Here is a 22,023-nt window from a genome sequence, read left to right as displayed (position 1 = left end):
TATAAATTTAAACTAATAACAATGAAAAATGTAAAGAAACTATTTCGATGCATTTCTTTCCTGGCGCTGTTTCTGTGCTTCGGGTCTTTGACCTCTTATGCCGACACGGTGAAAGGAACAGTGACCGACGACACGGGAGAGCCGCTGATTGGTGCTACGGTTGTCGTCAAGGGTAAACCTGCGATTGGTGCGGCTACCGATTTTGATGGTAACTATATCCTGCAGATTCCCGACAGTAAAAATGATGTTCTTGTGTTTTCTTACATCGGAATGCTTCCCAAAGAAGTCAAGGTCAACGGGAAGTCAGTGCTTAATGTAAGCCTTAACACTAATACCGCACAACTTGACGAAGTAGTCGTGGTTGGTTACGGTCAGCAGAAGAAAGCTTCTGTTGTCGGTGCGATTACCCAGACCACAGGCGAAGTCCTCGAGCGTGCAGCCGGTGTGCATGACATCAGTGCCGCGCTTACCGGTAACCTCCCGGGTGTGATTACCGTGCAGTCATCCGGTATGCCGGGTGAGGAGAGTGCCAAGATTACAATCCGTGGAGCCAGCTCGTGGAATAATTCCGATCCTCTCGTGCTTGTCGACGGTATCGAGCGCGACATGAACAGTGTCGACATCAGCTCAGTGAAGTCGATTTCAGTATTGAAGGATGCGTCTGCGACCGCCGTTTACGGTGTGAAGGGCGCAAACGGCGTTGTGCTGATCACTACAAAGCGTGGTGAGGAAGGACGCGCAAAAATCGATTTCGGATTTACCGCAACCATGAAGTCGGCCTCGAAGCTTCCTAACAAGCTTGACTCCTATGACGCTCTCTCGGCGCGTAACAAGGCTATCGCCCACGAGCTTGCAGTGCAGCCCTCTTCATGGAGCTACATGACTCCGCTTGCCATATTGAACAAGTATCGTAATCCCGCCAACCTGGAAGAGTTTGAGCGTTATCCCAACGTGGACTGGCAGGATTATCTGTTCAAGGATCATGCAATGTCTTATAACGGAAATGTCTCGATCAGCGGCGGTACAAAATTTGTGCGCTACTTCGCTGTCATCGACTTCGTGCATGAAGGTGACCTTTTCCGTGACATAAACAACGGTCGCGGTTATGACACCGGTTTCGGTTACAACCGTATCAACGCGCGTTCTAACCTTGACTTCTCCTTGACACCCTCTACTGTATTTAAGGTGAATATCGCCGGCTCGACCGGTCAGAAGCGTTCGACCTGGCCCAGTGACGGAAGCTCGTTCAGCGGCGGTAACTGGAACGATGCCCAGATATGGGCGGGTGCCTACAATATCGCGCCCGACGTGTTCCGTCCGGTTTATGCCGACGGTTCTTTCGGTTACTATCCTCAGTTCAAGTCGCAGGTGGCAAACTCCGCCGAGCAGCTCGCGATGGGCGGTGCGTTCAAGACCACTCACACCAGTGTCAACACTGACTTCGTGCTTGAGCAGAACCTTGACTTCGTGACAAAAGGATTGAATCTTCGCGGTATGGTGTCATGGGACAACCGCTTCGTAGAGGCGCAGCGAGGAGTCAACGACCTTTACCATGCTCCGCAGCACAAGTGGATCGACCCGGCTACCGGTATCGCACAGTATGAGTCGGAGGTCGACAAATATGGTTTTGATTATAACGCCGGAAGCGAGTGGAGCACTCAGGGCGGTACCGTGCAGGACTGGAACACGGTACGTAACCTCAACTATCAGGTGCAGCTCAACTACAACCGCGACTTTAACCGTCACAATGTAGGTCTTACAGGTGTATGGACCCGTCAGGAAGTGGCTACAGGTTCAATGATTCCTATCCACCGTGAAGACTGGGTGTTCCGTGTGACCTACAACTTCGCCGACCGCTACTTCGTTGAGTACAACGGTGCTTACAACGGTTCGGAGAAATTCGGTAAAGGTTATCGCTTCGGTTTCTTCAACTCAGGTGCAATCGGATGGCGTCCTTCACAGGAAAAATTCTGGGACGGTATACGCAACTGGTGGGAAGAACTTAAAATCCGTGCTTCTTACGGTGAAATCGGTGACGACTCCGGCTCTCGATTCCTCTATATGGACCAGTGGGCTTACGGTGGCAACACCAAGATGCAGACTACAGGCTACGGATATGATGGAGCTTCTATCTATCAGTTCTACCGTCAGAGCGCGCTCGGTAACCCCGATGCTCATTGGGAAAAGGTGACCAAGATGAACCTCGGTATCGATTTCTCGTTCCTTAACAACACTCTCGCCGGTACAGTCGAGATTTTCAAGGACAAGCGTAACGATATTCTCATTGCCGGTGGTGACCGCTCTATGCCCTCTTACTTCGGACAGACTCCTCCGGCAGCCAACCTTGGTAAGGCAGAGGTGTCAGGTTATGAATTTGAACTCCGTTTCACTAAAAATCTTACCCGCGACCTACGCATCTGGGCTAATGCCAGCATGACTCACGCCGCCAATAAGATTATCAACCGTGACGACCCCGAGCTGAAGCCAGCCTACCAGAAGCTCGCAGGCTATGCAATCGGTCAGACCCACTCTCACATCAACGGTGGATTCATGAACACTTTCGATGAACTTTACGGTAGCCCGACCCACGATGTAGACAACGCTCACCGTCTTCCCGGCGACTACTATATCGTCGACTTCAACGGTGACGGTAAGGTCGATGTCGAGGACTCCGCACCCTATGGCTATTCCGGTACTCCGCAAAACACCTACAACGCCACGCTCGGTGTCGAGTGGAAGGGCTTGAGCTTCTTCGCACAGTTCTACGGAGTGACCAATGTGACCCGCGACGTTAACCTTGTAAGCTTCGCCAACCATATTGACAACGTATATAATATAGGTGACTGGTGGAATGGCACCGACCTTGACGGTGAAGTGCTTTTGCCCCGCTGGTACTCGACTGTCAGCTCTTACAGCAACGGTACACAGTATCTGTATGACGGCTCTTACGTGCGTCTGAAGAACGTCGAGATAGCATATACCTGGACCAAGGGATGGATCAGGAAACTCGGTCTTGGCTCGCTCAAGGTTTACCTCAACGGTAACAACCTCTGGGTATGGACCCGCATGCCCGATGACCGCGAGTCAAACTTCTCCGGCGGTTCCGGTTCGGGAGCATATCCTACCATGCGCCGTTTCAACCTCGGTATTAAGTTCAATCTCTAAAAAAATCAGATACCAATTATGGAAAAAATATATAAATCACTGGTGGCTGTCGGCATGGCGCTTGTCATGATGACCGGTTTCAGCTCTTGTGAGGATTACCTTGACAAGGAGCCTGCTTCCGATGTGGCTGCTGACACACCGTTTAAAAACTTTACCAATATGCAGGGCTATATCGAGGAGATATACAACTGTATACCCGATAAGGCTAAATGCTATTGGACTACCGGATGGAATCTTGGTGATGACGAAATCCAGAATCCGCAGGCCGACGAGGTGATCATTCACCAGATTGACCTCGGAAACTTCTTTGCCTGGCAGACCAACCTCCAGTTCTGGTTTGCGGCAAAGCGCGACGGTCTGAACCCAAGCTCGGCGCCGGGCGAATTCAACCATCGCCTTTACGGACACGCATGGTACTGTATCGCAAAGTGTAACAAGGCGCTTGCTTCTATCGACGAGTATTTTACCGGCACTACGGAAGAGAAAAACATGCTTCTCGGTCAGATTTATTTCTTCCGCGCGTGGTGGCACTTCGAGATGATGCAGTTTCTCGGCGGTCTGCCTTATGTTGATGAAGAGCTTCCCGCCGGAGAGTCGCCCCGTCTTGCACGTCTCTCTTATTTAGAGTGTGCCGAGAAGGCAGCCGCCGACTTCAAGAAAGCCGCCGAGCTTCTCCCGATAGACTGGGACCAGACTACTGTCGGAAAGCGTACACTCGGCAAGAACGAGCTTCGCATCAATAAGATTACCGCGCTCTCTTATCTCGGTAAGAATTATCTTTGGGCAGCCTCTCCGTTGATGCAGCACGGCGCGCAGACCGGTGGCGGCAAGACCTATGATTATAGCCGCGAGTATGCCCAGCTTGCTGCCGACGCTCTCGGCGAGGTAATCGCGCTTGTGGAGTCAGGTCAGACCCAGTATGAGTTTGCATCATTTGACTATAAGAATGTCTATGACCACGAGAAAGCTGACGGCGTTGAATACAGCTACAGCGAGCTCTTCTTCACCACAGGTCGCGGATGGTTGCAGCCCGGTGGAAAAGAAGCGATACTCCGCGGTCCCTCGGCAGGATGGTCATACACCCGTTACAATTATTCACGTACATTCGGTCCCAACCAGCTTTGTGCCCAGGACAACCACATCCATCAGCCGACAGCCAACTATGTCAACTACTACGGTATGGCAAACGGTCTTCCTCTTGACGACCCCGATTCAGACTTTGATCCGGCTCATCCGTTCAAGGACCGTGACCCCCGTTTCTATCATGACATCGTGTTTGACGGTATCGAGTATGTGAAAGGCAAGCCGGGCGAGGCTGACGCTGCAATGAAATATGCCGGACTCGCTACCGACGGCTCTATGCGTGCGGTTGCAAATGCTTCACGTACAGGTTATTTCTATCAGAAGCTTGTGCCACACACATGTCAGAAGGTTGACGCCAACGGTTCAGGTGTCGACGATTACGGCGGCAACCCCCACGCTTATATCCCCTACATGCGTCTTGCCGACGTTTACCTGATGTATGCTGAGGCTGCGGCTGTGCTTGGCGGTCAGTCGGGCAAGTCATCAAAGTGTCCGCTCTCTTCAGTAGAGGCAATCAACCGTCTCCGCGACCGTGTAGGTGCAGGTCATGTGGCAGCCAAGTTTGCCGGCAACGCCTATATGGACGAAATACGCCGCGAGCGTGCTGTCGAACTCTCATTTGAGGGCTTCCGCTTCAACGACCTTCAGCGCTGGCTGCTTCTCACCGAGCCCAAGTACACAGTCAAGACTTCACAGGAGTTCAAGCGTGTGTCGGGCGCCGACGAGACATTCTTTGCTGACAATGACCCGCGCGACGCTCAGGTTGCCGACTGGCATGAAGAAGTTATCCTTAACCGTAACTTCGAGAGCAAGCATTACTGGTTCCCGCTATTGCGCGATGACACATATATCTATGCGGAATTCGAGCAGAATCCGGGTTGGTAACAAGCAACTAATCTTTAACCATAGACACAGTAAAATATGATTTCAAAATATAAAACATTTCTTCCAGTCGCTGCCGGCGCGGCAATCCTCGGATTGAGCGTCCCCGTGATGGCACAGACTGAAGATACCGACAGCGTTGGCGACAACCAGGTGCAGGTCGCTTACCGCACGATCGATAAATATGATTTGCTCGGTGGAGTGGCTACGCTTGATTTTGAAGAGCTTCAGAAGAAGAACTATATCAACGACATCAACAACACCACTCTTAACGGATATGTCGCCGGATTTAACGGAAACTCTCTCTGGGGCATGGATGCCGATGATGAAGGCTTCCTTGTGCTCGTGGACGGTATGCCGCGTGACATGAACAATGTCATCTCAAGCGAGGTGAAAGACATCACCTTCATGAAAGGCGCGCAAGCGGTGGTGCTTTACGGCAGCCGCGCTGCAAAGGGTGTGATCTATATCACTACCAAGCGTGGCGGTGAAGGCCCGCTTCAGATTAACGTCCGCGCCAACACCGGCTGGGCTGTTGCAAAGTCGTTTCCCGAATACCTCGGTTCTGCCGAATACATGACCCTCTACAATGAGGCGCTTGCCAACGATGGTCTTGACCCGATGTACAGTCAGGAGCAGATTTACAACACTGCAGCAAAGGTGAATCCTTACCGTTATCCCGATATCAACATGTACTCGAAAGATTACGTGAAGAAGGTGTATAACCGCAGTGACGCGTCGCTCGAGATTTCAGGCGGTAACAACCGTGCCCGTTTCTACACTAACGTGAACTATTTCCGCCAGGGCGATTTCGTGAACTTCGGAGAGGCTAAGGATAATTACACTGACCGCTTCTCGGTGCGCGGTAATATCGACGTTAACCTTACCGACTGGGTGAGTGCTTACGTAAACGCCGCAGCCACCTATTACAATGCGCGTGCCGCTCACAGCAACGACACCGGCGATTACTGGGCAAATGCAGCTTCACTGCGCCCCAACCGTATTAATCCGCTTATCCCTATAAGCGCGATTAATCCCGACGCCAAGGATGTCTTTGACCTTCTCGGCACAAGCGGCAACATTATCAACGGCTGCTTCCTTGGCGGTACGTCAATCGACAAGACCAATATCTTTGCCGATTACTATGCCAAGGGCTACAACAAGTTCACAAGCCGTCAGTTCCAGTTTGACGCAGGTATCAACCTCGACCTCGGCATGCTGACCCCGGGACTGTCGTTCCACACTCAGTATTCGGTCGATTACGCTACTTCCTATAACTCGGGATACACTGACTCTTATGCGACTTATGTGCCTGTATGGTCTAACTTCAACGGTGTCGACCAGATTGTGTCAATCTCTGTCGAGGGTAAGGACGAGCACTCGGGAGTGCAGAACATCTCCAACTCGGCAAGCCGTCAGACCATGATGTGGACCGGCAACTTTGACTACAAGCGCACATTTGCCGACGTTCACAATCTGCATGCGATGGTGCTTGCCGCAGGATGGCAGCGCACTACCGCCGGTACTTACCACCGCACAAGCAGCGCCAACCTCGGTTTTGAACTTGACTACAACTTCGACCGTCGCTACTATGTCGACCTGAGTCTTGCCGGTCTTCACTCAGCCAAGCTTGCCGAGGGTCATCGTCAGGCATGGTCGCCGTCGGCATCTCTCGGCTGGCGTATCTCTCAGGAAGATTTTCTCCGCGACTCAGAGGCTGTCAACGAGTTGATGCTCTCAGCTTCGTTCAGCAACGTGAAGACTGACATCTACCTGACCGACTATTACATGTATTCGCCCAATTATACCAATGGCGGATGGTACTCATGGGGTAGCTCGGGTGACCCTGCCGCTTATCCCAAGCGCGGTTCCAACGAGGATCTCGGTTACATCTCGCGCAAAGAGTTTTCTGTAAATCTTCGCGGAGAGTTCTTCAACCGCATGATCGGTCTTGATGCATCTTTCTTCCACATTGACAATGAAGGATTGCCCATCAACAACTCTACCAAGTTCCCGTCTTACTTCTCTACCTACTATCCCGAGGCAAGCTTCGTGCCCTGGCTTAACTACAATGCCAACCGCCGCATCGGCTTTGACTTCGGCGTGAACTTCAACAAGTCGATAGGTGAAGTAAACCTTATCGTAGGCGTGACCGGTACCTACTACAAGACAAAGGCTACCAAGCGCGACGAGATTTATGAGAATGACTACCAGTATCGTCAGGGCAAGGATGTCGATGGCATATGGGGTTACCGTTGTCTCGGATTTTTCGCTACCGACGAAGAGGCTGAGGCATATGACCAGGATGCTCTCGGCGGAACCAACCTTCAGGCAGGTGACCTCAAGTATGCCGACATTAACGGCGACGGAAAGGTCGACACCAACGACCAGGTATTGCTCGGTCGCGGCGGATGGTATGGCGACCCCTTCACTCTCGGTGTAAACCTCACCGCGCAGTATAAGGGATTCACCCTCTTCCTCCACGGTACAGGCGGCTTCGGAGCCGACGGCATGAAGGACAACTCTTACTGGTGGGTATATGGTGACCGCAAGTACTCTGCCGAAGTGCGCAACCGCTGGACCGAGGCTACCGCAGCAACTGCGACTTATCCTCGTCTTACCACTTCCAACGGTGCCAACAACTTTGTCGCATCTGACTTCTGGATGTATAGCCGTGACCGCTTCGAGCTTGCAAAAGTACAGCTTACCTACGACTTCAATGCCAATCTCTTTGCCGGTAAGGTCGTAAAGGGTCTGTCGGTATATGTAAGCGGTGACAATCTCGCTACCTTCGGTAAAAACCGCAAGATTATCGAGATGTCAATCGGAACTCCCCAGAGCCGTTTCTACAATATTGGTGCTAAAGTAACTTTCTAACACAATGTATACGATGAAAAATATAGTCAAATATATCGCTATATCGGCTCTTACGGTCTCCTTCATGTCATGTGACGACCTCTTTGAGCCTGCTATTGAGAATATCAAGCAGCCCGATACAATGGATAATGAGGCTAAATATGCCGACAATCTTCTTGGTAGCGCTTATATTCTGATGCCTTATCCCAGCGGGTCGGAAAGCGATGTCGCAACCGATGATGCGGTGTCCAATGATATCTCCAACGCCTATCTGTCGATGGCTACCGGTTCTTGGACCTCTCAGACAAGCCAGTCGGTCAACAACTGGCGCGACCGTAACGCTTCGATTCAGTATTGCAACCTCTTCCTTGAGCATGCCGACAATGTCCCCTTCGCTCCTTCCAATGAGGTAATCAACAATATGCTCCGCGACCGTCTCAAAGGTGAGGCTTACGGATTGCGCGCGCTCAACATGTATTATCTCTTGCAGAACTATGCGGGAAAGGCTGCCAACGGAGATTTCCTCGGTGTGCCCATCTGGAAGACATCGTTTGATGCCACTTCCGACATGAATGTGCCCCGCGCTTCATTCCAGGAGTGTATCAACAGTCTTCTTGCCGACGCCAATGAGGCTGCAAGGTTGTTGCCGCTTGACTACGTTGACCTGGCAGGCAATGGAGACCTTCCCGCAGAGTACGCGTCGCTTGGCATAGACTACATGGACTATAACCGTGTGTTCGGCTCTTCATGCTGGGGCCGTATGTCAGGACGTATTGTTGAGGCAATCCGTGCCCAGGTGTCTCTGCTTGCCGCAAGCCCCGCGTTTGCCGGAGCTTCCGACATCGACTGGGCAAAGGCTGCCGACTATGCCGCTGTCGTAATCGACCATAATAACGGCATCGCGGGTCTCGCTCCCATGGGTCACATATGGTATAGCGCAGAAGTCGTGGCAAACAATAACTACGACAAGTCTAATGACGCCGAGATAATCTGGCGTGGCGGATATGAGGAAAACTCTTCACTTGAAGCTGACAATTTCCCTCCGTCGCTTTATGGCAAGGGACGCGTAAACCCGACTCAGAATCTTGTTGACGCTTTCCCGATGGCAAACGGTTATCCTATCGATAATCCTAACGCGCAGTATGACGCCGCCAATCCTTATGCCGGCCGTGACCCGCGTCTTGCCCACTATATCGTGACCGACGGCTCCACTCTCGGTGTCAACAACTCTACTATCAACACCGGTACTGACGCAAGCAACAATGACGGTATAAACAAGGAGACCGGTTACTCGACCCGTACCGGCTACTACATGCGCAAGCATCTCCGCACCGATGTCAACCCCAACTCTACCAATGAGGTGAAGAAATACCACTATACAAAGCGCATACGCTTTACCGAGGTATATCTCGCCTATGCCGAGGCTGCAAACGAGGCATGGGGTCCCAAGGGCAACGGCTCTCACGCTTACAGCGCCTATGATGTAATCAAGGCTATCCGTCAGCGTGCGGGAATCTGCAACGGCACCACCGACGCATATCTTGACGAGTGTGCCGCCAGCAAGGACAAGATGCGCGAACTCATCCGCAACGAACGCCGCCTTGAGCTTTGCTTCGAGAATGTGCGTTTCTGGGATCTACGCCGCTGGCAGGCTCCGCTCACCGAGACCGCGAAGGGCGTCCAGATCGGCAACCACAGCACTACATTCAACTATATTGATGTAGAGCAGCGCCGCTATCAGAATTATATGATATATGGTCCGCTTCCTTATTCTGACGTAATCAAGTTCAGCAACCTCGTACAGAATCAGGGATGGTAATTTCACCTTTAAATGACAATAACATCATGAACACTATCAAATATTCTACAATAATCGGTCTGGGTGCCCTCCTCGGGCTGTCGGCAGTATCTTGCCAGAACCAGGACAATGACTTTCCCGACTATGAGGGCGGGGTGTCGGCTTATTTCGCTCATCAGTATCCCGTGAAGACTATCACGCTTGGTGATGACAGCGAGCAGGACAACACTCTTGACAACAAGCACCAGTGTGTCATCTATGCTACACAGGGCGGCGCTTACAAGTCGCGTGACCTGAGCATCGACGTGCAGGTTGATCCCTCTCTTGTGAATAATCTGACTTTCAGTGACGGCACTCCGGTAAAGGCTATGCCCTCCAATTATTACTCACTGGAGTCAACCACTCTTACCAAGAAGAAAGATTATCTTTTCGGCACGACAGTGACCCTGACCGATGCATTTTTCGCTGACAAGGACGCTTTGAAGGAGACTTACGTGATACCTTTGCGCATGATTGCCGCACGCGGTGCCGACCGCATCCTTGCCGGCACTCCTGTCGAAGGAGTCGCTAATCCCGTAAGCTGCAACCCGGCTGACTGGGCTGTGGCTCCCAAGGATTATGTGCTCTACGGAGTCAAGTATATCAATCCCTGGCATTCAAGCTATCTGCGTCGCGGTGTCGATGTGGTTACCGATGCAGCGGGCACAAGAACCGAGGTGCGTCATGCCGAGTATGTCGAGAAAGATGAAGTGGTCAAACTTACCACCGAGTCACTTACAGAGTGCATGTTTACCGTTTCGACCGAAATCTCTGACGCCGGAGGTATCACCACTCTCAATTGTGACCTCAAGCTTACTTTCAATGAAGGAAACGTGACCGTGACCACCGATACCCCGGGCATGACCGCTTCCGGATCAGGTAAGTTTGTGAAGCTCGGCGAGAAGAAGAGCTGGGACAATAAGGACCGCGACGCTCTCTACCTGGATTATACTGTAGATTTCGGCGGCGTGAAGTATGCCACTCTCGACACTCTCGTGATGCGTACCCGCGATGTGGCTCCCATATTCGACTTTAATCCATCTTATACCAAATAACAACAGTGATTATTATGAAAGGATATAATAAACTCTGGGCGTTGGCTCTGGCTCCTATGCTGGCAAGCTGTGCCGATGATTTCGACACTACTTCCAACTTTCAGGTCGACAAGCCCGAAAGCGTGGCTCAATATGAGTATCTCAACGCTTACGCTCCGCTGAAATCTTATGTAGACCGTAACGCTCACCCCGGGTTCCTTCTTGGAACCGGGGTAAGCGCCGACGACTACCTCAAGCGCGGAGGCGTGTATCTGCTTACCAATTCCAACTTTGACCAGGTTACTACAGGCAATGCTATGAAATATGCTTCGATAGTAGGCGACGACGGTACAATGGACTTCTCCAAGGTAATCGATTTCGTTGACGCTGCTACCGCGGCAGGTCTGCAGGTATATGGTCACACACTTTGCTGGCACGCCCAGCAGAGGGTGTCTTGGCTGAACTCACTTATCGCCGACAAAGATATGGATCCGGATGAGATCGGTACCGAGACAGTGGTGCTCTGTTCGTTCTATGATGGCAAAGGCGGCACATTTGGCGGATGGGGCGGTGGCTCCATGACCAGTGAGGATGAAGACGGCAAGCCCTGTTTTAAGTTCACAAACGATGCAGAGAAGAGTAATCCATGGGACATTCAGGCTTGTATTTCTTCTGATTTTACTGAAGGAACTGTGTATACTATCGAGTTTGACGTTAAGGGTGACCCCGCTTCATTAAATTGGGACTTCCAGAAGTCAGATGGATATGTAGGTCGTGGTTCTACCGATGCTTTTGATGTGAAGTCATCGTGGACTCACGTTAAAATAAACGGTACGCCAAATGGTGATGGTACTGACCGAATGTTGCTCAGTCTTGGAAAGTATGTAGGTACACTTTATATTACCAATCTCTCGATTACTTATGAGAAGCTAAAAGAGACCGAGATTGAGATAGAGGAGGAGCGTAGGGCTATTGAAGTATCTTCTGACAATATGGTTAGTGCGGCATGGGATACCCAGTTCTGGATTATGACCGATGCTACATTCAAGGAAGGAGACAGTTGGGAAATTTCTATGAATATACGTGCTGATAAGGTAGCAAACTCGTCAACTCAGATTCATACTGAAGCCGGAAATTATCTTCACTATGAGGGAATCGGTAATCCAAAGTTTACTCGTTCATGGCAGAATTACACTGCGAAAGGAACATTCCCTGCAGGAGCTACCGGTGGTCACTCAATAGCGTTTAACCTTAATGAATTTGCTGAAGCCAACAATTACTATTTTGATGACATCAGTTTTAAGGTTAATGGAGTGGAATTGATCAAGAATGGCACTTGCGACGATGACAACATGAAGGACAACTTTATCGCTAAAGAGAAAAATGGCGATGTGCTTCCCGCCCGTTTCGTTGACAAGGTTAAGAATGTAATTTCAACAACAACCAAACCTCTTACTCCTGAAGAAAAGGCTGAAATCCTTACCAATGAAATGGAACGTTGGGTCAAGGGTATGATGGAGGCTACAGAAGGGAAGGTAAAGGCATGGGATGTCGTTAACGAGCCTCTTGCCGACGGTGGCAGCGATGCCTCCGGCAAGCGTGGTCTGAAGACAGACAAGGATGTTGATGCCTCGGCATTCCTTTGGCAGAAATATCTTGGTGAAAACTACGTAAGGGTTCCCATCAAGTTTGCACGCAAATATTTCGTTGAAAATGGCGGCAATGCCGATGACCTCAAGCTCTTTATCAATGACTATAACCTTGAGGCAGGCTATGACAACAACTTCAAGGCTGAGAGTCTTGTCAAGTGGGTTGAGCAGTGGGAGTCTGACGGCGTTACCAAGATTGACGGTATCGGTACTCAGATGCACGTGTCTTGTTCGGTTGATCCTGAAAAGCAGGCAAAGAATGAAGCCCACGTGGTAAGGATGTATGAGATTCTTGCCCGCTCCGGTAAGCTTATCCGTATCACCGAGCTTGACATGGGTATCACCGATGAAAATGACAAGGCTATAAAGACTACTGACCTTACTCTGGAGCAGAAGATGCTTATGAGCGACTACTACAAGTTTATCGTAAAGAAATATTTCGAGATAATACCTGTAGAGCAGCAGTATGGTATCTGTGCATGGGCACAGACCGACAGCCCTGAAGGTTCAGGGTGGCGTCCAGGTGAGCCTATCGGTCTCTGGGATGAGAATCTCAGCCGCAAGCCCGCTTACGGAGGCTTTGCCGACGGTCTCGCAGGTAAAGAGTAATTTCTACCTAAAATAATCATTAATAATCAGCCGGGAGGGAGAAGCCTCCCTCCCGGTATTTTTTCTTAACTAACAAAATTTTTTACTATGAACAAAAAATTACTCACATTCGCGGCTGTAGCTGCTATGTCAGTTTCTTCAATCAGTGCAGCAGAGGTCTCTCTCCTTAACGACAACTCGTTTACAGCCAACGACCTTAACGTGCAGTTTTCTGCAATTACTCCTGTTGACGGTGTGTTTACGCTAAGCATTACTGCCGATCCCGCCCAGCCTTATTCCAACCAGCTGTTTATCACTGCCAATAAGGAGCTTGCCGCAGGAGATACATATACATTTGCCATGGAGGCAAAATCGACTTCTCCCCGAAAGATAGAGTTTCAGGCTCATGGTGAACCGGGTACTTATAAGCATTGGAATATCGCCGGCGGCAGCATGGAAGTCGGTGCTGACTGGACAAAATATACATTCAGCGGAGAGGTTCCTGCTGAAGCTGACGGCATGATGACAATTGCCATCAGTCTTTCAACCGCTCCCGAGGCTTGCACAATGGAATTCAAGAATATTGCGTGGAATCTTGTCGAAGAGGGCGGTGACACTCCCGAACAGCCCGAAGACCCCAAACCCGAACAGCCTGGTGAAGGTGTAGTGGCTTCTTGGTATACCGGCAATGGTGCTACATTTGGAGGATGGGGTGGCTCTGCTACCTTTGAGCAGACTACCGAAGACGACAAGCCCTGCCTTGCTATTACAAATCCTGCTGAATCGGAAAATCCCTGGGATGTTCAGATTGGTATCGACGTTAATTTGGAAAATGCCAAGACTTATTACCTTGCATTTGATGTAAAAGGTACTGCCGCAGAGGGTATTACTGCCGGAATCCAGAACTCTAAGGACTACAGCGGCAAGGGAAATTTCACTACGTTTAATATTACCGAAAACTGGAATCGCGTTGTAATCAGTGCTACAGTCAACGGCGAGGATGCCGACCGCATTACAATCAATCTTGGTAAATATGTAGGTTCATTCTATATGACAAATGTTGTATTGACCACAACTAATCCTGCCGGACTTGATGCCGTAGAGGTTGCACCGTCAGTTGACCGCTGGATTGTTTACAACCTTATGGGTGTGAAGGTGCTCGACACTGACAACGAAGCTGCACTCGGCGAGCTCGCCAACGGCATCTATGTTATCAACGGCAAGAAAGTTGCCATCCGCCGATAACTCAACTGAAAAGTAGAATAGTTCGATAGCTCACAACCGGGACCGGGTGACGCAAGGAGCCCTCCCGGTTGTGAATAGTTTAATCCCAATCCATTTTTTGACCATGAGACATACATTTCTTGCTCTGCTATTATTATCTTGTTGCTCTGTTTTTGCTCAGAACGAGCCTTATCGCGACCGGTCGCTGTCAGCCGCCGAGCGTGCCGCCGATCTTCTGCCGCGTCTTACTCTTGAAGAAAAAGTTACGCTTATGATGGATTATTCGGCAGCAATCGACCGCCTCGGTATTCCTGAATACAACTGGTGGAACGAAGCCCTCCACGGAGTAGGGCGTGCAGGCGTGGCTACAGTGCTTCCGCAGTCGATTGCGATGGCCGCCACATTTGATGACGATGCAGTGAACCGTGCATTTGACATGGTGAGCGATGAAGCGAGAGCAAAGTATAATGAATTCAGAAGCCGTGGCTCTCATGGACGTTATCAGGGTCTTACATTCTGGACTCCTAATGTTAATATATTCCGTGACCCGCGCTGGGGACGTGGTCAGGAGACTTATGGCGAGGACCCTTACCTTGCCGCGCGTATGGGCGTTGCAGTTGTCAATGGATTGCAGGGTCCCGCCGATTCAAAATATATTAAGACCATAGCGGGTGCAAAGCACTTTGCGGTACACAGCGGTCCGGAATGGAACCGCCACTCCTACGATGCGCGTGACATTGACCCACGTGACCTCAGGGAGACTTATCTGCCGGCTTTCCGCGCGCTTGTAGACGCCGGAGTAGGTCAGGTCATGTGTGCCTACAATCGCTATGAGGGTGAGCCATGTTGCGGAAGCAACCGTCTTTTGACTCAGATTCTGCGCAATGAGTGGGGCTATGACAAGATTATTGTCACTGACTGCTGGGCGATATATGATTTCTTTAATCCGCAGGCTCATGCGACTCATGCCTCAGGCACTGACGCGAGTGCGGCGGCTGTGGTGTCGGGCACCGACCTTGAGTGTGGCCCCGAGTTCCGTAATCTGAAAGAGGCGTGTGAGAAAGGGCTTGTCACCGAGTCGGCGATAGATGCCTCGGTCATGAGGCTGCTTACGGCGCGATTCTCGCTTGGAGAGATGGATGATGATCCCGACTCTCCCTGGGCTTCACTGTCGCCTGATGTGGTGGACTGCCATGCCCACCGCGAAATAGCGCTTGACATGGCGCGCAGGTCAATGACACTTCTTAAAAATAACGGCATTTTGCCTCTGCCGAAATCGGGGCATGACATAATCGTGATGGGTCCCAACGCACAGGATTCAGTGATGCAATGGGGTAATTACAACGGCACTCCGTCACGGACAGTCACTATCCTTGACGGCATACGCTCGAAGGTGGGTGACGTGGCATATATTAAAGCTTGTGACCACGTGGTCAATCAGAATATAGTGTCACATTTCGACAATATCTCAGCCGATGGTAAAAAGGGGCTGAAAGCTGTCTACCGGAATGACTACGACATGAAGGGTGACGTGGTTGCGACTCAGCAACTTACCACACCTCTTAATTTTACCACGGCAGGAGCCACTGTTTTTGCTCCCGGGGTAAATCTTGAAAATTTTTCGGCGCTTTATACCGGCTCGTTCACTCCCTCGGAGTCAAGCACATATCTTATAAACATGGAGGCCGATGACGGTCGCCAGTCAGTGACCCTCGACGGAAAGACTGTCATAGCCTGTCACACAGAGGGCTCGATTCACTCCTATTCCCATAGTTTCTATGCCGAAAAGGGAAAATCTTATGAGATAGCCGTGGCTTACAGTCACGGTCACGGAACAGGCAAACTGCGTTTTGACATAGGCAAGGTATGTGATTATGACACTGACCCCGGTGATGCTGAGGTCGTGATTTTTGTAGGAGGCATATCTCCCGGTCTTGAAGGGGAGGAGATGCCGGTGACTGTACCCGGATTCCGTGGCGGCGACCGCGAGACGATAGAGCTTCCGGCTATTCAGCGAGAGCTGATGAAGAACCTTAAAGCCCGCGGCAAGAAGATTGTATTTGTCAACTGTTCCGGTTCAGCCGTCGCGCTTGCGCCCGAGGATTCAATATGTGATGCCATCCTTCAGGCGTGGTATCCCGGTCAGGCCGGAGGAACAGCTGTCGCCGATGTCCTGTTTGGTGATTATAATCCGGCAGGCCGACTGCCTGTCACTTTCTATACCGGCGACTCTCAGTTGCCCGATTTTGAGAATTACGACATGATTGGGCGCACTTACCGGTACATGACTGAAAAGCCGCTATATCCGTTTGGTCACGGACTCAGCTATTCGACGTTTGCCTATTCCGACCCGGTGGTCGCTGATAGTCATGAGACAGGAGCTACAGTGCCTTTCAGCGTGACTGTGACAAATGAAAGTGACCGCGACGGCGAAGAGGTGGTGCAGCTTTACATGCGCCGTGAGGGAGACACAGCCGGACCTGTGAAGTCATTGTGTGCTTTCCGCCGCGTGTCAGTCGGTGCCGGCAACTCCGTGACTGTTGATTTTGAGCTTGAGCCGGAGCGGTTTGCTACATTTGACAATGAGTCGGGACTCATGAAAGTAGTCCCCGGCAATTACGAAATATTTTACGGCGGCTCATCGGATTGCAAGTCTTCTGTAACGCTGTCGTTGAGATAAATTGAATCACATTAAAGAATTAAGGATATATTATGAAAAGATTTATTGTTTCTTCGGCTATTGTCATCGCGGTGATGGCAGGAGCCTGTGCGGCAACGCTGCCTGAAGGCGTTACCGCTTCCACCAACATTCCGGAAGCCGTCTATCCATGTGTCGACGGGTCATCGCGTGCCACTTTCCGCGTCCATGCTCCCGAGGCTAATGACGTGAAGGTCGACATATGCGGAAAAAAATATGACATGACCCGTGATGCCGATGGCTACTGGATGGTGACGACCGACCCTCTTGTAGTAGGTTTCCATTATTATTTTATCGTGGTCGACGGAGTGTCGGTGATCGATCCCTCGTCGGAGGCGTTTTTCGGATGCGGCAGAATGGCAGGCGGAATCGAGATTCCTGAGAGTGCCGAGGCTGCGGCTTATTATACCTTCAACAAGGATATTCCTCACGGTCAGGTGCGCGAGTGCAAGTATTACTCCGACATAGAGAAGGCTGAGCGCCGATGCTTTGTGTATACTCCGGCTGAATATGAGACTTCGGCCGACAAGCGCTTCCCGGTACTTTATCTGCAACATGGCATGGGCGAGGATGAGCGCGGCTGGCATCAGCAGGGAATGATGGCTAACATTCTTGACAATCAGATAGTCGGCGGTAAATGTCGTCCCATGATAGTGGTGATGGACTACGGCAACTGCGGATATATATTCGGCAGTCGTCAGGGAGAGACGCGTGACATGTTTGGAGCTTCTTTCACGCCGATTCTGTTGAATGAGATAATCCCGTTTATAGACAAGAATTTCCGTACACTATCCGATCGCGAAAACCGTGCTATGGCAGGATTGTCGTGGGGAGGTCATGAGACATTCCAGACTACTTTGCATAATCTTGACACGTTTGCCTATATAGGGGCGTTCAGCGGCGCTATATTCCTTAGTGACGCGATTGATAAAGTGTATGGCGGGGTTTTTGCCGATGCTGATGCCTTTAACTCAAAGGTCCACACACTCTTCCTCGGCATGGGCTCGGAGGAGGGTTTCGGCAGTGACCGTCTCAGCAAGTCGCTCTCCGACATCGGCATCAACAATATCTACTATGAGTCGCCGGGCACTCATCATGAGTGGCTTACATGGCGCCGTTGCCTTAATGAGTTTCTTCCATTGATATTTAAAAAGTGAGATTATGAAGAAATTTTTTGTAGCGGCACTTTCTGTGATGGCGTTGCTGCCGGTGACGGCTGAAGCCCAGAATCCCGTCATACGTGACCAGTTTACCGCCGACCCTACGGCAAGAGTGTTTAATGACAAGGTGTATATTTATCCTTCCCATGACATACCCTCGCCTGTAGAGAAACTTAAAGAGTGGTTCTGCATGGCTGACTACCATGTGTTTTCTTCCGAAAATCTCACTGACTGGACCGATCATGGCGTGATTGTCAGCCAGGACAGGGTTCCCTGGGTTGATTCTGGTTCCTACACGATGTGGGCTCCGGATTGTGTGGAAAAGGATGGCAGGTATTATTTCTATTTTCCTGCCGCCGCCAATGACGGTTCGCCTGGCTTTCATGTCGGAGTGGCTGTCGCCGACTCTCCGGAAGGACCTTTTCGCCCTATGTTCCGCCCGATAGAGGGAATAGGCGGCATAGACCCTTGTGTGCTTGTGGATGACGACGGAAAGTCTTATATCTACTGGGCGGGTCGCGGCATGCAAGGCGCGCGTCTTAAAGACAATATGATGGAACTCGATTCAGAACCGGTCGAGATCGAAGGTCTGCCCGACGGGTTTAAAGAAGGTCCCTTTGTGTTCAAGCATGACGGAAGGTATTATTATACATTTCCTTGGGTGCGCAAGAATACAGAGACTCTTGCCTATGCGGTCGGTGACAGTCCGCTCGGTCCTTTTGAGTTCAAGGGGGTGATAATGGATGAGTCACCTGTAGGATGCTGGACCAATCATCATTCGATTGTCAACTATCGCGGTCAATGGTATCTTTTCTATCACCATAATGACATGTCGCCCGATTTTGATAAAAACCGCTCGGTGCGTATTGATTCTCTCGAATTTACGCCCGACGGTCTTATACGTAAGGTCGTGCCTACGCTTCGCGGAGTCGGTATTTCCGATGCAAGGGAGCGTATACAGCTTGACCGTTACAGCGCGTCGTCAGGAAAGTCGCTGAAAGTGGATTTTCTCGACCGTAAGTCGCCATTTGACGGGTGGAAGTGCGTGTTTTCCGGAAAGGGTGCATGGGTGCGTTACAATAACGTGGACTTCGGCACTAAACCGGTGGCTTCAGTCACTATGCGTGTCAAGGCTCCCTCAGGAGGGAAAATGCTTGTCGCTACTGCCGATGGCAAAGAGATAGCTCTTGTAGGGTTGCCTTCGACAAAGGAATGGATTGATGTCACTCACCCGGTTGCCGCGTCAACGGTCGAGGGTGTGGCTGACCTTGTCGTGACCCTGAAGTCGGGGCGTAATGTAGAGGTTGACTGGATAGGGTTTGATGCCCTCCCGTGGAAAGACGGGGCTTTTGCCTCCCGCCGTTACCGTAATCTTTTTGTCGAGATGGGCTATGAGCCGGAGGCGGTGAAGACAAAACTTGATTCAATCTACAAGTCTATTTTCAGTGGTCCCGGCAAGATATATTTTGAGGTAGGTGACTCAATGGCTTATATCAGTGATATAAAGAATCATGATGTGCGCACAGAGGGCATGTCTTACGGATTGATGGTTGCAGTTCAATTTGACAATAAGGACATGTTTGACCGTCTGTGGAGATGGGGCAGGCGTTACATGCAGCATCATGACGGAGAACTTGAAGGATATTTTGCCTGGAGCTGCAAGACCGACGGTTCGCGCAATGCCGCAGGTCCGGCATCGGATGGCGAGCTGTATTATGTCACGTCGCTGATATTTGCCGCTAATCGCTGGGGTAATGACGGAGAGATACGCTATCTTGACGAAGCGCGCAATATAGTTGACTGCGCCATGAAGAAGGCGGGACATGACAGGGTGGCTCCGCTCATCAGTCTTGAGCATAAACTGATTACGTTTACGCCCGACCGGTTTGGAGGAAGTTTCACCGATCCTTCCTATCATGTCCCTGCATTTTATGAAGTGTGGGCGGAGTGGCTTGGCGACGGCAGAAGCCTGTTCTGGCGAGAGTGTGCTGAAAGAAGCCGTGAATATCTTCGCTCATGCATTCATCCGGTTACCGGTCTTAATCCCGATTATAGCGCTTATGACGGGTCGTTGCTGAATCGAGGCGGTATTATCGGAGATGCTTTCCGTTTTGATTCATGGCGTGTGCCGATGAATATCGCGCTTGATTATTCATGGTCGTGTGCCGACCGTAAGTGGCAGCAGCATTATGCCGGCTTGATTCAGGATTTCCTGTATTCGCAGGGCATTGATGACTTTGTCGACCAGTATAATGTCGACGGCACTCCGGTCGAGCGCATTCTCGGTGCGGGAGAGCATAAGGCGTTGCGCCATTCCGTAGGGCTTGTGGCTACATCAGCCGCTGTGTCGCTTGCTGCTACCGACATGAAGAGCCGTGAGTTTGTAAAGCGGTTGTGGGATTCCCGTCACGAGCCTTATGACGACGGGTATTTTGACGCCTATTATGACGGGCTGCTACGCCTTTTCGCTTTCATGCATCTTAGTGGAAATTATCGTATTATCTTACCTGAAAATTCTTGATTATGACTTTTGTAAAATATGTTGCGGTTGCTGCCGCATTTGGTTGTGCCGCCCTTGCACACGCTCAGCGTCCTATCATACAGACCAAGTATACAGCCGACCCGGCTCCGATGGTGTATAATGACACTATTTTCCTCTACACGACCCATGACGAGGATGATGCCGACGGCTTTAAAATGCTTGACTGGCTGCTCTATACTTCGACCGACATGGTTAACTGGACCGACCACGGTGCTGTGGCATCGCTTAAAGACTTCAAGTGGCATTCCCGCGACAATGGTGCGTGGGCAGAGCAGGTTGTCGAGCGCGACGGAAAGTTTTACATGTACTGTCCCATTCATGGAAACGGCATAGGTGTACTGGTGGCTGATTCGCCCTATGGACCTTTTACCGATCCAATAGGGAAGCCGCTTGTGTGGCAGAAAGAGCATTGGGATGACATAGACCCCACGGTCTTTGTCGATGATGACGGACAGGCTTATATGTATTGGGGCAATCCTGACCTTTATGGAGTGAAGCTCAACAAAGACATGGTGTCTTATTCCGGCGATATTATCAAATTTCCGCGCATAACCGACTATCAGGAAGGCCCCTGGTTTTATAAGCGCGACGGAAAGTATTATCTTGCATTTGCATCAACATGTTGTCCCGAGGGCATAGGCTATGCCATGAGCGACAGCCCGCTCGGTCTCTGGGAATACAAGGGACACATCATGGATCATACTCCAAAGACACGTGGCAATCATCCCGGCATCATAGACTATAAAGGGAAGTCTTATGTGTTTGGTCTGAACTATGATATTCTCCGTCTGTCTACCCCCGAGCATCATGAACGCAGGTCGGTCTCGGCTGCCGAGATGACTTATGCCCCCGACGGGACCATAATGGAATTGCCTTACTTCAGCGAGAATGTGGTGAACCAGATAGAGCCGTTTAATCCGTTCCGTCGCGTTGAGGCAGAGACAATGGCATGGGGATATGGATTGAAGACAGCGCCTCTTGGAAACCGTAACATGTATGTTCATGATATTGACAATGGCGAGCATATAATGATAAAGGGTGTGGATTTCGGCAAGAAAGGTGCGAAATCTATCGAAATCTCGGCATCGTCGGTAAAGCCGGGTGCGGAGGTCGAGCTTCGTGCCGGTGACAAAGTAATCGGCACAGTCAAGATCGAGCCTACAGGAAATCTTGACACATATCGGTTACATACTGCCAAATTATTGCCCGTGTCAGGAACTCATGACTTATATTTGTATTTCAAGGGAGAAGGCAACGACCTTTTCCGTATGGATTACTGGAAAATGAAATGATAAATTTTGACAA

11 protein-coding genes are annotated in these 22,023 nt (G+C 50.6%); all 11 read left to right on the top strand.

Features of this window, described 5'->3' with window-relative positions; translation table 11 throughout:
- The first annotated feature begins 21 nt into the window (after nucleotides 1–21).
- The 11 genes from E4T81_RS06580 to E4T81_RS06530 all read left to right on the top strand — a co-directional run bounded on the left by E4T81_RS06580 (nucleotide 22) and on the right by E4T81_RS06530 (nucleotide 22,010).
- Nucleotides 22–3,165 carry a TonB-dependent receptor gene (locus tag E4T81_RS06580; RefSeq protein WP_135042620.1) on the top strand — a complete coding sequence of 1,048 codons (3,144 nt, stop codon included), beginning with the start codon at nucleotides 22–24 and terminating at the stop codon, nucleotides 3,163–3,165.
- Between the two features lie 18 nt (nucleotides 3,166–3,183).
- The gene (locus E4T81_RS06575) at nucleotides 3,184–5,133 is read left to right on the top strand and encodes a RagB/SusD family nutrient uptake outer membrane protein (RefSeq protein ID WP_135042618.1); all 1,950 of its coding nucleotides are present in this window, start codon (nucleotides 3,184–3,186) and stop codon (nucleotides 5,131–5,133) included.
- A gap of 36 nt (nucleotides 5,134–5,169) precedes the next feature.
- Nucleotides 5,170–8,007 (top strand): SusC/RagA family TonB-linked outer membrane protein, encoded by a 2,838-nt coding sequence (locus E4T81_RS06570; protein ID WP_135042616.1) that lies wholly within the window; start codon nucleotides 5,170–5,172, stop codon nucleotides 8,005–8,007.
- Between the two features lie 13 nt (nucleotides 8,008–8,020).
- Nucleotides 8,021–9,805: a RagB/SusD family nutrient uptake outer membrane protein gene (locus tag E4T81_RS06565; RefSeq protein ID WP_209308163.1), complete on the top strand. Its 1,785-nt coding sequence runs from the start codon at nucleotides 8,021–8,023 to the stop codon at nucleotides 9,803–9,805.
- Nucleotides 9,806–9,831: 26 nt separating this feature from the next.
- Entirely contained in the window at nucleotides 9,832–10,878 is a 1,047-nt protein-coding gene (locus E4T81_RS06560) for a DUF5627 domain-containing protein (RefSeq protein WP_135042612.1), read from the top strand.
- Between the two features lie 14 nt (nucleotides 10,879–10,892).
- Nucleotides 10,893–13,115: an endo-1,4-beta-xylanase gene (locus E4T81_RS06555; RefSeq protein WP_245207024.1), complete on the top strand. Its 2,223-nt coding sequence runs from the start codon at nucleotides 10,893–10,895 to the stop codon at nucleotides 13,113–13,115.
- Nucleotides 13,116–13,202: 87 nt separating this feature from the next.
- A complete protein-coding gene (locus tag E4T81_RS06550; RefSeq protein ID WP_135042610.1) occupies nucleotides 13,203–14,339 on the top strand; it encodes a carbohydrate binding domain-containing protein in 1,137 nt (378 codons plus the stop codon).
- Between the two features lie 103 nt (nucleotides 14,340–14,442).
- Nucleotides 14,443–16,998, top strand: coding sequence for a glycoside hydrolase family 3 protein (locus tag E4T81_RS06545; protein WP_135042608.1), 2,556 nt, complete (start codon nucleotides 14,443–14,445; stop codon nucleotides 16,996–16,998).
- 32 nt (nucleotides 16,999–17,030) lie between these two features.
- Nucleotides 17,031–18,173 (top strand): alpha/beta hydrolase-fold protein, encoded by a 1,143-nt coding sequence (locus tag E4T81_RS06540; protein WP_135042606.1) that lies wholly within the window; start codon nucleotides 17,031–17,033, stop codon nucleotides 18,171–18,173.
- A gap of 4 nt (nucleotides 18,174–18,177) precedes the next feature.
- Nucleotides 18,178–20,697: a glycosyl hydrolase family 8 gene (locus E4T81_RS06535; protein ID WP_135042604.1), complete on the top strand. Its 2,520-nt coding sequence runs from the start codon at nucleotides 18,178–18,180 to the stop codon at nucleotides 20,695–20,697.
- A gap of 2 nt (nucleotides 20,698–20,699) precedes the next feature.
- The gene (locus E4T81_RS06530; protein ID WP_135042602.1) at nucleotides 20,700–22,010 is read left to right on the top strand and encodes a glycoside hydrolase family 43 protein; all 1,311 of its coding nucleotides are present in this window, start codon (nucleotides 20,700–20,702) and stop codon (nucleotides 22,008–22,010) included.
- The last annotated feature ends 13 nt before the right edge of the window (nucleotides 22,011–22,023 follow it).

The sequence above is a fragment of the Barnesiella sp. WM24 genome (assembly GCF_004570975.1).
Lineage (GTDB): Bacteria > Bacteroidota > Bacteroidia > Bacteroidales > Muribaculaceae > Muribaculum.
Note: the sequence above shows the minus strand (reverse complement) of the source record. Positions and strands in the feature narration are given on the sequence as shown.

Bases quoted from the DNA above. Each gene is read 5' to 3' on its own strand.
- E4T81_RS06555 (WP_245207024.1), top strand. From the start codon at position 10,893: ATGAAAGGATATAATAAACTCTGGGCGTTGGCTCTGGCTCCTATGCTG.
- E4T81_RS06545 (WP_135042608.1), top strand. From the start codon at position 14,443: ATGAGACATACATTTCTTGCTCTGCTATTATTATCTTGTTGCTCTGTT.
- E4T81_RS06580 (WP_135042620.1), top strand. From the start codon at position 22: ATGAAAAATGTAAAGAAACTATTTCGATGCATTTCTTTCCTGGCGCTG.
- E4T81_RS06540 (WP_135042606.1), top strand. From the start codon at position 17,031: ATGAAAAGATTTATTGTTTCTTCGGCTATTGTCATCGCGGTGATGGCA.
- E4T81_RS06535 (WP_135042604.1), top strand. From the start codon at position 18,178: ATGAAGAAATTTTTTGTAGCGGCACTTTCTGTGATGGCGTTGCTGCCG.
- E4T81_RS06570 (WP_135042616.1), top strand. From the start codon at position 5,170: ATGATTTCAAAATATAAAACATTTCTTCCAGTCGCTGCCGGCGCGGCA.
- E4T81_RS06560 (WP_135042612.1), top strand. From the start codon at position 9,832: ATGAACACTATCAAATATTCTACAATAATCGGTCTGGGTGCCCTCCTC.
- E4T81_RS06550 (WP_135042610.1), top strand. From the start codon at position 13,203: ATGAACAAAAAATTACTCACATTCGCGGCTGTAGCTGCTATGTCAGTT.
- E4T81_RS06565 (WP_209308163.1), top strand. From the start codon at position 8,021: ATGAAAAATATAGTCAAATATATCGCTATATCGGCTCTTACGGTCTCC.
- E4T81_RS06530 (WP_135042602.1), top strand. From the start codon at position 20,700: ATGACTTTTGTAAAATATGTTGCGGTTGCTGCCGCATTTGGTTGTGCC.
- E4T81_RS06575 (WP_135042618.1), top strand. From the start codon at position 3,184: ATGGAAAAAATATATAAATCACTGGTGGCTGTCGGCATGGCGCTTGTC.